15 protein-coding genes are annotated in these 15,995 nt (G+C 64.1%); 10 read left to right on the forward strand and 5 right to left on the reverse strand.

Annotation, left to right across the window (positions count from 1 at the left end):
• Positions 1–1,323, reverse strand: a 1,323-nt coding sequence (locus ACH2EI_RS13230) for an endonuclease/exonuclease/phosphatase family protein (protein ID WP_395160348.1), incomplete at its 3' end; no start/stop codon positions are given.
• A gap of 211 nt (positions 1,324–1,534) precedes the next feature.
• Here ACH2EI_RS13230 and ACH2EI_RS13235 point away from each other — a divergent pair.
• A complete protein-coding gene (locus tag ACH2EI_RS13235) occupies positions 1,535–2,014 on the forward strand; it encodes a VOC family protein (protein WP_395154206.1) in 480 nt (159 codons plus the stop codon).
• Positions 2,015–2,054: 40 nt separating this feature from the next.
• Positions 2,055–3,299, forward strand: coding sequence for a DUF445 domain-containing protein (locus ACH2EI_RS13240; protein ID WP_395160350.1), 1,245 nt, complete (start codon positions 2,055–2,057; stop codon positions 3,297–3,299).
• A gap of 5 nt (positions 3,300–3,304) precedes the next feature.
• Here ACH2EI_RS13240 and ACH2EI_RS13245 read toward each other — a convergent pair whose 3' ends face one another.
• The 3 genes from ACH2EI_RS13245 to pheA all read right to left on the reverse strand — a co-directional run bounded on the left by ACH2EI_RS13245 (position 3,305) and on the right by pheA (position 5,847).
• Complete coding sequence (locus ACH2EI_RS13245) at positions 3,305–3,907, reverse strand: hypothetical protein (protein WP_395154208.1); 603 nt, start codon at positions 3,905–3,907, stop codon at positions 3,305–3,307.
• The gene (locus ACH2EI_RS13250) at positions 3,904–4,788 is read right to left on the reverse strand and encodes an SDR family oxidoreductase (protein WP_395154209.1); all 885 of its coding nucleotides are present in this window, start codon (positions 4,786–4,788) and stop codon (positions 3,904–3,906) included. Before ACH2EI_RS13250 ends, ACH2EI_RS13245 begins: the two co-directional genes overlap by 4 nt.
• Before the next feature lie 102 nt (positions 4,789–4,890).
• On the reverse strand, positions 4,891–5,847 hold the full coding sequence (pheA, locus tag ACH2EI_RS13255; RefSeq protein WP_395154210.1) for a prephenate dehydratase: 957 nt from the start codon (positions 5,845–5,847) through the stop codon (positions 4,891–4,893).
• Between the two features lie 89 nt (positions 5,848–5,936).
• On the opposite strand from pheA, the gene larB reads away from it, so the two are divergent.
• The 3 genes from larB to ACH2EI_RS13270 are packed head-to-tail and all read left to right on the forward strand — an operon-like array spanning position 5,937 to position 9,515.
• Entirely contained in the window at positions 5,937–6,674 is a 738-nt protein-coding gene (gene larB / locus ACH2EI_RS13260; RefSeq protein WP_395154211.1) for a nickel pincer cofactor biosynthesis protein LarB, read from the forward strand.
• A complete protein-coding gene (larC, locus tag ACH2EI_RS13265) occupies positions 6,671–7,888 on the forward strand; it encodes a nickel pincer cofactor biosynthesis protein LarC (protein ID WP_395154212.1) in 1,218 nt (405 codons plus the stop codon). Before larB ends, larC begins: the two co-directional genes overlap by 4 nt.
• A 13-nt stretch (positions 7,889–7,901) precedes the next feature.
• A complete protein-coding gene (locus ACH2EI_RS13270) occupies positions 7,902–9,515 on the forward strand; it encodes an ATP-binding cassette domain-containing protein (protein ID WP_395160352.1) in 1,614 nt (537 codons plus the stop codon).
• Positions 9,516–9,544: 29 nt separating this feature from the next.
• Here ACH2EI_RS13270 and ACH2EI_RS13275 read toward each other — a convergent pair whose 3' ends face one another.
• Entirely contained in the window at positions 9,545–10,249 is a 705-nt protein-coding gene (locus tag ACH2EI_RS13275; protein ID WP_395154214.1) for a TlpA family protein disulfide reductase, read from the reverse strand.
• Positions 10,250–10,395: 146 nt separating this feature from the next.
• On the opposite strand from ACH2EI_RS13275, the gene ACH2EI_RS13280 reads away from it, so the two are divergent.
• The 5 genes from ACH2EI_RS13280 to ACH2EI_RS13300 all read left to right on the forward strand — a co-directional run.
• Positions 10,396–12,075, forward strand: coding sequence for a hypothetical protein (locus ACH2EI_RS13280; RefSeq protein ID WP_395154215.1), 1,680 nt, complete (start codon positions 10,396–10,398; stop codon positions 12,073–12,075).
• 21 nt (positions 12,076–12,096) lie between these two features.
• Positions 12,097–12,798: an ABC transporter ATP-binding protein gene (locus tag ACH2EI_RS13285; protein ID WP_395154216.1), complete on the forward strand. Its 702-nt coding sequence runs from the start codon at positions 12,097–12,099 to the stop codon at positions 12,796–12,798.
• 66 nt (positions 12,799–12,864) lie between these two features.
• Positions 12,865–13,539 (forward strand): DUF2510 domain-containing protein, encoded by a 675-nt coding sequence (locus ACH2EI_RS13290; RefSeq protein ID WP_395154217.1) that lies wholly within the window; start codon positions 12,865–12,867, stop codon positions 13,537–13,539.
• Between the two features lie 216 nt (positions 13,540–13,755).
• Entirely contained in the window at positions 13,756–15,315 is a 1,560-nt protein-coding gene (locus ACH2EI_RS13295) for a Rieske 2Fe-2S domain-containing protein (protein ID WP_395160354.1), read from the forward strand.
• A gap of 134 nt (positions 15,316–15,449) precedes the next feature.
• A partial coding sequence (locus tag ACH2EI_RS13300; protein ID WP_395154219.1) for an NfeD family protein occupies positions 15,450–15,995 on the forward strand: 546 nt, incomplete at its 3' end.

The raw sequence follows: 15,995 nt of genomic DNA on the forward strand, positions 1-15,995 counted from the left end.
GGCAATGCTGCTGTCGCCGATCAGCCGAACCGTGAACGGCCCGTCTCCGAGCCCTTCAAACGAATGGCTGCCATCGATCGTCGCGCCGGTTTCGGCGGCCGCCAGCGCGCCGTTCTCGAGATCGGGGTCACCAGCGGCGTACACCCCAACCCAGTCGAAACGTCGGCCGTAGGTCGCTTGCCAGCTCACGACGAGCGAGCTCGCGTCGAAACCGGCGGCCACGCTCGGCTGGCGACCTCGACCAACAAGCCAGATGCGGCGCCGTCCAATCTCGCTGGCAGCCGTCGCCAGCACAACGTCGTACTCGCCCGGTGCGAGATGCGCGGTTCCGAACGTCACCTCACCGAAACGGTCGACCTCCATCGGGGCGACCCACATCAGAACGTCGTCAATCGGCGCAGCGGTCGGCACCAGGCCGATTCGATCTCCTGGAGTGCCCGGAGTCGCAAACCGCACGCGCAACAGCTCGCCCACCTCGACCCGCGACGCGTGCGGCGCAACGTAAGGCATCGGTTCGACAGGTTTCATGGTCATCGTGGTCACGACGGCGAGGTGATCGGACGGCCACGGATCGACCTCAACGACGACGTCGGGCACGCCTGCCGGGCCAACGAGCGCGGCATCGGTAATTGTGTCGTGACCGAGGGCCCACACGAAATCGATTCGGTCGCGCGGTTCGGCCTCACCGCCGTGTGGATACGGGTATCCGTATGTCCACGTGAGCCCGGGCAACTTGGGGTTGGCCATCCGGTATGTGTCGACGAAACCAAGCGCTGTCATCGCTTCGCTCACCGGCCAAGCCATCGGTTGGGCCCGGTGCTCCGCCCAGCCGGGACCCCAATCTGTGTGCGCCGGCACATTGAAATCACCGGTCACCACAAGCGGCACGCCTCGACCGACCAGCGACGTCCAGGCGTCGGTCCGCTGCCGCAGCGTGGCGAGCCTCGTGCTCCGTTCGAGGTCGAGGGTTTGCTCGACGCCGAGCCCGTCGAGCAGCTCGTACGGACCGTACGGATCGGATGGGAGGTGCACGTTGCCGATCGCTATGACCGCGGTCGGCTCGGGGAGCACGTAGACGTATGCGCCGGCCGCATCGGACGGTTCGGCAATCGGCCAGCGCGAGATCACCTGGTGCCGGTCGTCGAAGTGGGCCCATCCAACAAGCCGCGCAATGAGCTCGACGTTCGCACCAGCCTCCTGGAGACCGACCACGTCGGCGCCCGATGCACTGATCGCCTCGGCGACCTTGCTGATGTCGACCGACCGGCCCCCGAGACAGACGTTGAACGACAACACGCGAACGGAAATCGATGACTGCGCCACCGCGCGACTCTAGACGCCGCGACCGTGGCACCAGCTAGGTTTCTCTCTTACAAGAGTTCCAAGATGCACGAAGAGGCACCAAAGCAGCCACAGAGAAGGTGTGAAGGCCACTTGTAGTGAGCATGCTCCCGACCAGCAGTACGGCTGCGAACGACCTTCATACTGTGGGGCAACGTCGGCGACGACGTACAGATCACCGGAGGGTGCATCAATGAGCGACAGCGCAGCTACACACGGGCTTCGTCCGACGTCGTCGCGTTGGACACACATCGCACTGCGTGTCGCCGACATCGACGCCACTCTTGCCTGGTATCAGCAATACACCGCACTCGAATTGCTCGACAGGCGTGAAGACGCTGATGGATACGGGGCGTGGCTCGGTCACTCCGATTCGGGTGAACACCCCTTCGTGCTCGTGCTGGCGCAGTTCTTTGAGGGCCGCGATCCGTTCGCCCCAACTCCGCTCGCGAAGCTCGCTCCGTTCAATCACTTCGGCATGGAGCTGCCGACCAAGGCCGACGTCGACGCCATCGCAGCGCGTGCCAAGGCCGACGGTTGCCTTGCCATGGAGGCGCAGATGATGCCCGACCCGATCGGCTACATCTGCATGCTCGAAGACCCCGACGGCAACCTCGTTGAATTTTCCTTCGACCAGGGCGTGTACGAGAAGGTTCGTGAAGTCTGGGGCTGAGTCGGGCTCGCCAGTCGGTTCTGCTTCATCCGGAGGCAAGATGACTGTCGACCCCGATCTCGAGAAGCGGGAGGCGCTCCGGCGCATGAAGTTGGTGGCCACCTCGTTGCTGGTCATCGCCGCGGCCATCTACGTCGTGGCCAAAATCAACGAGGAGTCCGGTGCGTGGGTCGGCTACCTCCGTGCCTGCGCCGAGGCCGCGATGGTCGGGGCGCTCGCCGACTGGTTCGCCGTCACCGCGCTCTTTCGACATCCGCTGCGAATCCCCATCCCGCACACGGCGATCATCCCCAAGCGCAAAGATCAGATCGGGCAGAGCCTCGGCGAGTTCGTCGAGTCAAACTTCCTGACACGCGACGTAATCGATGAACGGTTGCGCGGCGCCGAACTCGGTCGTCGTGCCGGTGAATGGTTGGCCGCGCCGACCAACGCAACTCGCGCGGGTGACGCGGTTGCCGACGTCTTGCGCGGCGGGCTCGAAGTACTCGACGACAACGAGATCCAGCAAGGCCTCGAGCACCTCATCGAATCGCGTGTGCGCGCCACGCCCATCACGCCGCTGGTCGGCAAGGCAATCGACCTCACCGTCGAGGGCGGCCATCAGCAACGACTCCTCGACGCTGTACTCGTCGGCATCGCCGGCTTTCTCAACGACAACCGCAGCACCTTCCGCGACCGCCTCGACGAGGAGTCACCGTGGTGGGTCCCCGAGCCGATCGACGATCGTGTCTTCAACAAGATCTACGACGCTGTCGGCCGCTTTCTCGACGACGTCGGCCGCAACCCGCAGCACGAAATCCGCAGGAATGTCGACGAACGAACCATGGCATTCGCCGAGCGGCTGCGTAACGATCCCAAGCTGCTGGCCTCCGGCGAGGCGCTCAAGGAAGAGTTGCTCGACCACCCCGAAGTGCGCCGATGGATCGACTCACTCTGGGTCGAAACCAAACGCGGGATGATCAGTGCCGCCAACGACCCGGCCAGCCAACTGCGTGTCCGTTTGGTGGCCAGCCTCCAGCGGCTCGGTGAACGTTTGGCCGGCGATCCGGTGCTCCAGGCGAAGATCGACGGATGGGTCTCCGACGCCCTCGCCTACGCCGTCGAGAACTACCGGGCTGAGGTCGGTGACATCATCTCGTCAACGGTCGCCAAATGGGACGGAGCGTCGACCGCCGACAAGTTGGAGCTCCAGGTCGGTCGCGACCTGCAGTTCATCCGCATCAACGGCACCATCGTCGGCGGCTTGGCCGGCCTCGTGATCCACGCCGTCGGCCAATTCCTCTGACGGTTTCAGTCGAACGAAAAGCGTTTGGCGGTCTCCGGAGGTTCGGCAACCCGGACGATGTAGTGAGTTGCGCGTCTGCACATCTCTTCCATTCCCACGACTGACTTTTCGAATGCCCGGGGAGCGGATCCGGTCGGATCGATGATCTCACCCACGTCACTCTCCATGTAGGAGCGCGCTGACCGAGACGCAGTCAGCCCGCCAACCCAGTCGCGAACTGATTCTGCCGGCGGCGAATCATCAAGTTCTGCAAGCGACAAGAATTCGGGCAACGTCATCGTCTGGCGGTACGCCTGTGGTGACATCGCAGCGATCTTGACGACGTGATTGCGTTCCGACGTGAGAATGAGGTCAGCCGGACCGACGTTCTTCGCAGTGACTTTGCGGCTGCGGTGTTGAGACGTGTCGAAGCCGCGCCGCTTCATTGCAGCGACCGCATCAGGAATCGACGGAATGCCTTCTGGCCCGAAACCGAGCGACCGGACGATGGCTGCGCCATCACCCAACTGCGCGTCGAGCATCGACTGCAGCATCACCATTGTCATCACAGAACGAGTCCGGTTGTGACTACAGACGGTCAGGATCTTGAGCGGGACGGCGGTATTCATCTCGGCGTATAGATGTCGACGCCGAAGATTTCTTCGAAACGCGTCATGTAGCTGTCCAAGTCGACGATCCGGCCCAGTTCGAGCCAGTCGGCGTGGTCGATGCGGTCGTGCAGCGCAGCCATCTCGGGGCCCGCCCAGCTGACGGCGTACCGCAGCTCGGGTGCGTCGGTAACGATCGAGTGGTGGATGACCTTGGCGACCTCGAACGGGTCGGTCGCGCTCATGTACCCGGCGGCATAGAACTGAAACATCTTCTGATAGTGAGCGTCGTAGGCGCCGGTCGAGTTCGGCGCATCGATGTTCTTGGCGAAGATCGCTGACTTCGTTACACCGGGCTCGACGATTGCCACACGTACGTCGAACGGCGCGAGTTCTTGAGCCATCCCCTCGCTGACGCCTTCGAGCGCCCACTTGGAAGCGACGTAGGGCGACTGCGCGAGTGCCGCGATGCGGCCGGCCACCGAGGTGATGTTGACGATCGTGCCTGATCGGCGCTCGCGCATGCCCGGCAGCACCTGCTGGGCACAGCGGACAGCGCCAGTGACATTGACGTTGAAGACACTGTTGTACAGATCGGGAGGGCACTCCTCGGCGACGGCGTTGCCGCCCACTCCGGCCGAGTTCACCAAGTGATCGACACGACCTGCAGCAGCGAGAATCTGTGCGAAGCCAGCCTGCACCGACTCGTCGTTAGCGACATCGAGCTCGGCGAGTTCGACAGTGACCCCAGCAGCTGCAGCCATCGCCAGCAGCTTCTCGGCCTTGGACGCTGAGCGCACCGTTCCGAAGACGCGCATCCCTTCCTGAGCAAGGTGGACCGCGGCAGCGCGACCGATCCCTGAGTTGGCACCGGTGACGACTGCGACAGGCTGTTCCGACATGACGCCGAGACTAACGGCGGGGCATCTCCACGTTGAGCCCAGGAAAAAGAGACTGGGACGCGGACAGGGACCTCTGCAGGAAAGTAGGAGGGTCGTGACGAGTTAGTTGATCTGGGCGCGGATGGCAGCCAGCCAGGCGTCAGCGACATCCCAGCGGCCACCTGCGTCGGCGCGGGCAGCGGCGGCGTGCTCACCGACGGCCGGGTACGAACCCAGGAACTTGACGCGGCCTTGTTTTGCGTGCAGCGACCGCATCGTGTCGGCAAGGAGCTGGTCGGACACGTGGGCATCGGCGTAAATGATGAAGCAGTAGTCGCCGAGGCCGCCGTCTTTCGTTGGACGACTGAACAGGTTCGACAGGTTGATCTGACGAGCGGCGAATTCCTGGAGAATCGAGATCAACGAGCCTGGCGCATCGGCACGTTGATAGATGACGAGCGCCGTCTTGTCGTGGCCAGTCGGTGCGGGCACACCGTCGCGGGCGACGAGCAGGAAGCGGGTCTGGTTGCCCTCGTGGTCGGCGATGTCGGCAGCAACCACATCAAGGCCGTAGAGCTCAGCCGCGACCCGCGGGGCGAGCGCGGCGATGTTCGTATCGTCAGATTCGGCAACGGTTTTGGCGGCGTCGGCAGTGCTGTTCGCGGCGCGGATATCGGCTTCGGGCAGCGTCTCGCGGAGGTAGCGGTGGCATTGCGCCGTGGCGACAGGTATTGAGTGGATCGTCGAGATGTCGGCGAGCGTGACGCCCGGGCGGGCGACGAGGCAGTGCTCGATGTCGATCACGACTTCGCGCTGGATGACGAGGTCGTAGTCGAAGGCGAGCGCGTCCTGCGTGAAGTTGACCATGCCCTCAATCGAGTTCTCGATCGGTACGAAGCCGACATCGACCACGCCGGCCTGCACTGCGTCGAGGATGTCGGGCACCGTGCGGAACGGAATCTGCTCAGCTGCAACCAGGTCGGCCTGAGTCCGGAGCGCCTGTTGCGTGAACGTGCCGAACGGACCGAAGAATCCAACGCGTTTGATCTCCGTTGCCTGCCCAGTCCCACTCTCGTTCATGAGGCTGAGCGTAGGCCATTGTCCACGAACTGCCGCCCAGACATATCGGCTGACATGGCGTTACGTCTTCCTTCTGGCACGATGCCTTCATGAACGAACAAGGCCTCCGTGAACTGATCGAGAGCATCCGATCAGGAACGACCAATCCCGACGATGCGGTGGCACAGCTCCGACGGCTCCCGTTTGCCGATGTGGACGGCGCGCTCGTCGATCATCACCGCGCACTCCGCCAAGGCATGCCCGAGGCCGTGTACGGGCCAGGCAAGACCGTCGAGCACTGCGTCAAGATCGTCGCAGAGCTTCTGGAACACGGATCGGGCCCGGTGCTCCTCACCCGGACCGACAGCGCGCAGCGGGCTGCGTGCCTCGAAGCGCACGGCCCAGCCATCGAAGCCAACGGGACGCTGCTGTGGCGTGGGGCCGAGCAGACGCGCACCTCAGACGTGCTCGTCATCACTGCCGGGACGAGCGACCTCGCTGTGGCGCACGAGGCCGAATTGACGCTGCGCGCCTATGGCTTTGCGCCTCGGCTCATCGCCGACGTCGGTGTCGCCGGCCTCCACCGGCTCCTTGCTCGCCTCGACGACGTCACCTCAGCCGACGCAGTGATCTGTATTGCCGGCATGGAAGGTGCGCTGGCGAGCGTCATTGGTGGGCTCACGTCCGTACCAGTGGTTGCTGTCCCGACCAGCGTCGGCTACGGCGCCGGGCTCGAAGGCGTCACCGCGCTGTTGGCAATGCATGCCACCTGTGCGTCGGGCATCACGGTCGTCGGGATCGACAACGGGTTCGGCGCGGCCTGCGCAATTGCGAGGATGTGTCCGTGACGCGTACGGCGTGGTTCAACTGTCACGCCGGTGTCGCCGGCGACATGGTGATGGCTGCGCTGGTCGATGCCGGTGCCGACACCGACACGATTGCCGACACGGTCGCCGGGCTCGGCGTCGACGGCTACGCCATGTTCTTCGAACGCGTCCAGCGGTGCGGAGTTGGCGCGACGTGGGCAAACATTGTCACGCACGACGGGTTGCACGCACATGACAGTGAGCACTCTGGAGAGGCTGCGCCGCACGTCCATCGCCCTGCGAGTGAGATCTTTGCGCTCCTCGACGCGGCCGATCTCCCCGACCGGGTGCGTTCCCGGGCCCGCGCCGTCTTCGAACGGTTGGCTGCAGTCGAAGGCGCGATTCACGGCATCGATCCAGCCGACGTCGAGCTGCACGAAATCGGTGCGCTCGACTCGATCATCGACGTCATCGGCGTCTGCGCAGCGCTCGAATCGTTAGGCATCGAACGTGTTGTGTGCTCGTCGATTGGCCTTGGCAGCGGCATCGTGCAGACAGCTCACGGCGCGCTCCCCCACCCGGCCCCGGCAACACTCGCGCTCCTCACCGAAGCTGGCGCGCCAACGCACGGCTTGCCGATGACGCTGGAAACCGCGACGCCGACCGGTGCCGCGTTGATGACGACCCTGGCCACCGAATTCGGCCCGATGCCCTCCGGGACCCCGAGCAGCGTCGGCTACGGCGCCGGGACTGCCGACCCGCCCGGACGCGCCAACGTCGTCCAAGTCACGATCGTCGAAGCCGCTGCGTTGCTTGCTGGTGACGATGGCGCTCCGATCGTGCAGCTCGACGTCAACGTCGATGACGTGTCCGGCGAGGTCATCGCGCACACCATCGATCGGCTCCTCGCTGCGGGCGCACACGATGCCTGGGCCACACCGATCGTCATGAAGAAAGGCCGCCCGGCGCACACCGTGAGTGCGTTGTGCGAGCCTGCGCTACGCGACGCCGTGCGCGATGTGCTGGTGCGTGAAACCGGTTCGCTCGGTGTGCGTGCCACCTCGCTCGTGCGCTGGCCTCAGCAGCGCGAGATGACGAGCGTCGAGATCGACGGCCACACCATCGGGCTCAAGGTCGCGGCCCATCGCACGAAGGTCGAGTTCAACGATGCCGCACGCGCGGCCGAAGCGCTCGGCATCCCGGTCCGCATCGTGATCGAACGCGCCGTCGCTGCCGCCGACCACCTCCGACCGTGATCAGGGTCATCTGATGGGCGCGATCTCAGTGAGCCATCTCGAATGGCGTCTTCCCAGTGGCGATGAGCTGCTCGACGACATCAGTTTCACGATCGGCAACGGTGACCGTGTTGCGCTGGTCGGTGCAAACGGAGTCGGCAAGACCACGCTCCTCCGACTGATCACCGGCGAACTCACGCCGACCGCCGGCACGATCAGCATCGACGGTCAGCTTGGGGTGATGCACCAGCTCGTCGGCACCGCCGAACACCCTGCATCAACCGTCCGCGAACTCCTCCTTTCAATCGCTCCTCCCCGACTCAGCGGTGCAGCAACGAGGCTCGCTGCCGCCGAGGCCACCCTCGCGAACGACGACGGCATGGCGTATGCCGAAGCAATCGCGGCGTGGGGCGATGTCGGCGGATATGACGCCGAGGTGCTGTGGAACGAGTGCACGACGCGGGCGTTCGGTGAATCGTTCGATGCAGTGGCCGACCGGCTGCTCCGCACCTTGAGCGGTGGCGAGCAGAAGCGACTCGCACTTGAGGCGTTGTTGCGCAGCGAGTTCGACGTGCTCGTGCTCGATGAGCCCGACAACTTCCTCGACGTCCCAGCGAAGCGCTGGCTCGAACGGCAGCTCAACGAGACCCGCAAGACCGTGGTCTACATCAGCCACGACCGCGAACTGCTCGCCGCTACCGCGACCAAGATCGTGACGATCGACCCGGCTGGAGCATGGACACATGGCGGCTCGTTCGCCACGTACGCCACGGCGAAGGAGCACCACGACAACGTTCGCTCCCACAACCGTGCGCTGTACGACACCGAGAAGCTGCGGCTCGCCGACTACGTGAAGCTGATGCGCCAGCGCACCTCGATGAGTGAAGCGTTTGCACCGAAGTTGAAAGCCGCCGAAACAAAGCTGCGCCACTTCATCGAAAAGAACGAACGGCCGCCCGACGTGGCCGAGCAGGTGATCAACATTCAGCTGCGCGGCGCACGCACCGGCAAGCGAGCAGTCATCTGTGAGGGGTTGGAGATCGAAGGCCTGACCGATCCGTTCGACGCCGAGCTCTGGTACGGCGAGCGCGTTGCTGTGCTCGGCGGCAACGGTGTCGGCAAGAGCCATTTCCTCCGCCTCCTCGACTCCGCCTCGATGGACAGTGCTCCTCGTTCGGGTCCTGGCGCAGTGGCTCACAACGGTGTGTGCCGGCTCGGCTCAGGTGTTGTTCCCGGGTTGTTCCACCAGACACATGAGCACCCCGAGTGGAACGGGCGCGAGCTCGTTGACATCTTGCACGATCACGACGTGGTGCTCAGCAAGGCAATGGGCATGCTGCGTCGCTACGAGCTCCAGCACGCGGCGCACCAACTGTTTGAGACATTGTCGGGTGGCCAGCAGGCGCGATTTCAGATCCTGCTGCTCGAGCTCTCGGGCGCCACGTTGTTATTGCTCGACGAGCCGACCGACAACCTCGACCTCGTGTCATCCGAGGCGCTCGAAGTCGGTCTCCAACAGTTCAACGGCACCGTCGTCACCGTCACCCACGACCGCTGGTTTCTGCGCAACTTCGACCGCTATCTGGTGTTCGGCGACGACTGCAACGTCAGTGACCACACGACGTTGCCACCAACCTGGGCCGGCTGATTCAACCAGCCAGCTCGGCGAGCCCAAGATCAGACGGTCAGGAGTGCGGTGTTGATCCACTCGAGGATCTGGTCGGCCGATTCGTTGCCGCTCTTGCGGGCGTTGACAGTGCCGTCGGCGTTCAGCATCACGGTGAACGGGAAGCCCGTGCCGCCATACAGTTGAATGGCTTCCGAGTCGGCAGTGTCGGCAAGTACCGGCCAGGTCCAATCCTTCTCAACAATCCAGCTCGACGGCGGGAAGTTGTCACGATCGGGCTGCACTGCGGTGCTGACACCGATGATGTTGAGATTGTCAGGCAGGTCGCCGCGGTCACGCAACGTCGCGATCTCGGGGATCTCGTCGTTGCAGTGCGGGCACCAGTGAGCGAGGAACACGAGCATCGTCGGCCCATCGGTCGGGCCGCCGATCGACACTTCGGTGCCGTCGAAGGTGGCGCCGACGACGACCGGGGCAGCCGTGCCGACCGCCGCGTCGTTATTCGGATCTTCGAGCGGCGGCAGGGCCTCGCCGGTGACGGTCAACGATGCGGAGCTCTCGAGGATCGCGGCGACAGCGACGACCGGCACCGCCGTTGCCTCTTCAGGAGCGGCTTCATCAACATCAGCGGCCAGCTCGGGTGCAGTGTCGGATGCGGTGTCGCTGGCGGCATCGCTGCCTCCACACGCCGACAAGGCAAGGAGGGCGCTGGCCGCAAGTGCGGCGAAAAATCGGTTGCAGGTCTGTGTCGTCATGAGAGGCTCCTCGTCATCCGACTTGGTCATCGGAGTATTCCTCTTCATAGTTTGCACTACAGGAGGCGTTCCTCCTCGGCACCGGTCAGCTTTCACAGCTATCGGAATCGAGTCGGTGGTCACGGCGACGGATAGCGTCGCGGACGATGGAAATCGACACGGCAGGAGCATTGCGCGACCTGCGTCGCACTCGCCAAAGTCGTCGACTCGGTGATGCCGAATGGTTCGATGTCGCCTACCGCGTCTACCTGTTCGCACTCGTCGGTCTGACTGGCGTCGTTCTCGCTTCGGACGCGATCGACGGAGTAGTCGGCGACGGCATCAAGACCTCCGACTTGTTGGCACGGGGCCCATCGGTCATCGGCCTCATCGTCGTGTTGGCCTTTGGACTGGGCCTCCGCAGTGGAGCTGATGGCGGACCCGTGGCGATCGAAGTGGCCGACATCCGCCACGTTCTTCTCTCACCAATCGACCGACGACGCGCACTGCTGCGGCCGGTCGGCCAGCGGATCCGATCCGTCACGTTCTCGTTTGCAATGGCGACCGCCGTGCTCGGACAGTTCGTCGCCCGAGAGGTCGAAGGATCGCGAGCAGCATGGGCTGGCGCTGGCGCGCTCTTCGGCGCCGTGACGGGTGCCGTGTTCGTCACATCGGCCGTGATCGCCCACGTCATCCGTTTGCCGCGCTGGGCCGCCACCGGAGTCGCAGCGGTTGGTCTCGCCTGGCAGGGCGCAGCCGCGTGGATCGACTGGAACGGCCCGAGCAAGAGTCCGCTGCGTTTCGGCCCAGCCGACCTCGACGGGAGCCTTGCCTTCTGGGGGATCCGTCAGCAAGGTATCGACGTCGTCGCGATCGCCATCACACTTGGAGCGATCGTGCTCTCGCTCGCCGTCTGTGGCGGCCTGCGCATCGAACCGCTCGCGCGCCGCGGCTCACTGGTCACACAACTCCGCTTCGCGGCGACCGTGCAAGACCTGCGAACCGTCGTCATGCTGCGCCGCCAACTGCGCGCTGAAACGCTCCGGTCAACTCCGTGGGGAGGCTCACCACGAACACCCATCACCGAACGCCGTGGGTCGCATGGTTCCGTCCGTTCAATGATCTGGCGGCGCGGATTCCGGTCACTTCGACGGCTACCGGCATCGCGGCTCGCGCGCATCGCCAGCCTCGCAATGGTCGGCGGCGCCTGTGCATCGCTCGCAACCAGTTCCAGCCTGCTGTTTCTCCTTGGGACACTCGCCGCCCTGTTCCTGCTCGGCATGGAAGCCATCGAACCGTTGTCGCAAGAGATTGACCGCCCAGACATCACCGACGGGCTCCCCATCGAACGTGGCCAACTTTTTGTCCACCACCTGGTTGCTCCCGCGGCGCTGCTCGCGGTAGCCGCACTCCTCGGCGCCGCGGCTGCATCGATCCTCGAGCCGACCCACGCCGCAGCCGCGTTTGCCATCGCATTGCCGGCCACCCTCGCCGGCGCTATTGGCCCAGTTGCCGGAGCGGTGCTCGATGCGCCGACCCTGATCGCCGTGGCCGACACAAACATCATGGGCACACCCCGCGACACCGAGCAGTCATTTGTCCCGCCCGAGTTCGCCGGCTTCAGCAACGCGTTCTCGACTTTTTTGCCGATCTTCCTCAGCAGCCTTGGCCTTCTCCCGATCATCGCAATGCGTTTCAATCCGAGCGCCGGCACAGCCGTCCGGGCCACCATCGGCGTTGCGTTAGTCCTCGGTCTACTCGTGCGCTGGGTCCAGCGACGCGACCACTGGGGCATCGCAATTCGATCATTCTTCGAAGCTGGCCGGGCTGCACGGCAAACGACCTGAATCCTTCATGATGGGAACCCGATGAACACCACACCCGCGATTAGCGCTGTCGCATTGACCAAGCGATACGGCGACGCCCAGGCACTCGCACCGATCGATTTTGAAGTGAACGCGGGCGAACGGGTGACTCTGATCGGCCACAACGGCAGCGGCAAGACCACGTTGATCCGCATGCTCGCCGGGATGCTCGAACCTTCCGACGGTACGGCCGAGATCGCCGGCAACGCGCTTGGTTCGCCCGACGCTCGTGCGGCACTCTCCTACCTGTCAGACGCGCCGGTGTTTTACGACGATCTGAGCGTCTGGGAGCACCTCGAGTACATCGCTCGCCTCCACGGCACCGAAAACTGGGAACAGCACGCCGTGGACCTCCTCGACGCTGTGGGGCTCGTTGACCGTGCTGATGATCTCCCGATGACGTTCAGCCGCGGGCTCAAGCAAAAGGCTGCGATCACGATGGCGTTCGTCCGGCCCTTCGACGTGATGCTCGTTGACGAGCCGTTCGTCGGTCTCGACCGCACCGGACGCCTTGCACTTCTCGAGCTGTTTCGGCTCGCCCATGCCGACGGAGCAGCACTCGTTGTCGCCACGCATGAACTGTCGAGCGTGATGGAAAGCCAACGCCTCGTCGCCCTCAGCGGTGGCGTTGTCACCTACGACGGTGATCCCCAGCACGCCGATGTCAACGCCCTCACCGAAGGCCTACAACCGTCCGACGAGTGACAAAGATTCCTCATGAACGAACCCAATGCGTCTGTTTCTGGGCGGGTCGTGGACTAATCTGCTGTAATGCAGGAGTTTTTCTCGATCACCGCGTCGTCATACGATGCCGAATCCCTCGCCCCCATGCTCACCGAGAAGTCGGCTGAGGGTTGGGCTGTCGTCTCGATCGTGGCCGCGGGCACGAACATCGTGGCCTATTTGAGCCGTGAGAGCGCTGATTCCGGGTCCACCCCCAGCGAGGCTGGCGACGTCAGCGTCGCTGCTTCTCCCGTCGCTGAGATGCCCGCTGCCGCCGAGGCGCCCAACGCCTCAGTCGACACGCCAACGCTGCCGGGCGACGACACGCCGTACGTGCCCGCCGTCGATGCAGCCAACGATTCAAGCAACGCTGCTGCCGTCGATGCAGCCAACGCTGCAGCCAACGCTGCAGCAGCAGCCGAGCCGGCCGGTTGGGCCGCCGCTCCTGACAACGACATCGCTGTTCTCGCAGCGCAGGTCGGTGCCGATGACGCAGCAGCCGGTACGGCTGACTCCGGTGATCAGGCCGTTGCCGCAACAGGTGGTGTTGCTGACCAGGCCGTCGACGCTGCTACCGAAGCTGCTGCCGCCGAGTCGAGTGTCCCCGCCGGCTGGTACGCCGATCCGTCCGGCCGCTACGAACTCCGCTACTGGGACGGCAGTGCCTGGACCGAGCATGTCTCGCGTGCAGGGCAGCAATTCACCGACCCACCCGTCGCCTGATTCAGTCCGGCTGCACTGCGTGGCCTCACACCGGTTCTGAAGCTTTTGTGTGAGCAATTACGGCGTCGTTGCCCAGTTCTCCTCACACAAAACTGCTTCCCCAATTTTGTGTGAGCGATTACTGCGTCGGTTCCCGCAATCGCTCACACAAAATCGAAACACCAACAGGCGGCACACGATCTTCCGCACCACCGCCAGCACCTCTATCCTGAAGGAGTGCGTGCGACGTCGATTGGCCATGCAGGAATTCTGATCGAGACGTCAGCGGGGTCCATTCTGTGTGACCCCTGGTTCCAGCCCGCGTTTTTTGGTGGGTGGTTCCCGTTCCCGCGCAACGATCAGCTGAGCAACGAACTGCAGGAGCGGATCGAGCAGGCCGACTTCCTCTACGTGTCGCACCTGCACGGCGATCACCACGACAAGGCATGGCTCGATCGGCATCTGCGTCGTGATATTCCAATCCTGCTCCCAGACTTCCCAACCCGCGAGCAGCGGCGCACATTGCAGGAGCACGGGTTCACCAATTTCTTGGAGACGAACGACACCGAAGAACTGGAGATTGCGGCGGGCCTCAAAGTCGCCATTCACATCGAGTCGTCGATCACCGATGGCCCAGGCGGCGACTCAGCGCTGGTCGTCATGGCCGACGATGCGATCCTCGTCAACCAAAACGACTGTCGCACGAACGACCTCGGCCAGCTCGCTGCGCACGGTCCGGTCGATCTGCACTGGCTGCAGTTCTCCGGCGCGATCTGGTTTCCGATGGTCTACGAGATGGACGACACTGAGAAGCGGCGCCAGTGCACGACGAAGGTCAAAGCCCAGTTCGCCCGTGCGATGCGGTACGTCGAAAAGATTGACGCACGCGCTGTCGTGCCGAGCGCCGGCCCGCCTTGCTTCCTCGACCCTGACCTTTTCGACTTGAACATGATCGACGGTGACGAGCTGTCGATCTTCCCCGACCAGACCGCGTTCCTCGCGATGCTCAGCGACAGCGGACGCGATGGCGTGCTGAACATCCCCGGTACCACGATTGAGGTCGGCGACGCGATCACCTCGACCCACCCGATGCCGGGTGCTGACGTCGACGCAATCTTCACGGACAAGCGCGCCTACCTCGAGCAGTACCAGGCCGACTGGTTGCCGTGGCTCGACGACATGAAAGCTGGCTGGAAGGCGCTCGATATCGACCTGCTGGCTGAGCTGCAAAACTGGTGGCAGCCGCTGCTCGAGATGGCGCCGACGCTGTGTTCGATGGTCGGCGCGAACGTTCTGATCAACGCGGGCAACCTGCCCATCCTGATCGACTTCCCGAACGCCGAGGTACGCCGCCACGACGGCGAGCAATACCGCTTCCGGTTCGACATCTCGCGCGACCTGGTCGAAGCCGTGACCGCTCAACGCGCCGTCGACTGGAGTAACTCGCTGCTGCTGTCGTGCCGCTTCACGGCGTGGCGCGAAGGCGAGTTCAACGAATACGTCTACAACTTCTTGAAGTCGTTGTCGCGTGAACGGATGAAGCGCACCGAAGCCGAAGTGGTGCGCAAACTCGAGATCGCAGCCGGCGGCGGCGACCATGTCGACGAGGCCGATATCCAAGTCGGCAACTACGTCGTCCAGCGGCGCTGCCCACACCGTGATGCCGACCTCGAAGCCTTCGGCGAAATCCAAGACGGTGAGTTTGTCTGCACGCTGCACGGCTGGCGCTTCGACTGCGACACCGGCGCCTGCATCACCTCGCCCACCGAGACGCCCCTGCGCATCCGCCGCGCCTAACGGTCACACCGTGTCTCACACCGTGTCAGGCACAGTGTGACCGCAACCGCCAGCCAGCGACCTCGCCACTACGTCCGAGTCCTGGAAGTCCCGTCGAACCCGCTCCGCTCGGGTGGCCGAGTAGTGTGAAGTTCATGTTGTCGGCCATATTGGACCTCGGGATCGACCTCAACTTCTGGCCGTGGGTGTGGCTGTTCATTGGCGTCACGTTCGTCATCATCGAGCTGACGGTGCTTGCTGGCGCATTCGTCCTTCTGCCCTTTTCCGTCTCCGCATTCGCTGCCGCTCTGCTGGGCTTTTACAACGTCGCCATCGAAATCCAGTGGGGCGTCTTCATCTTCGGCGGCGCAGCGTTGTGGATCCTGCTGTACAAGCGTGTGATGAAGTTCGCCGGTGAAAGCGACCTTGCTGCAGGTGTGGGCGCTGATCGGCTCGTCGGGATGACGGCGATCGTCACCGCCACGATCGACCCCGACGACACCGAACGACGCGGTCGCGTCAAGGTCGAGGGCGAAGTATGGAGCGCACTCACCAACGACGGAATCGCGATCACCGGCGGGTCGAAGGTCACCGTCACCGAAATGCACGGCACCCGGGTGGTCGTGACACCGCTCATCGCTGCACCGCCCACGGCTCCGCCCACGGGCCCGCCGATTCAGAAGCCACCCCCAACACCCCCA

Source organism: Ilumatobacter sp., from assembly GCF_041688325.1.
GTDB lineage: Bacteria > Actinomycetota > Acidimicrobiia > Acidimicrobiales > Ilumatobacteraceae > Ilumatobacter_A.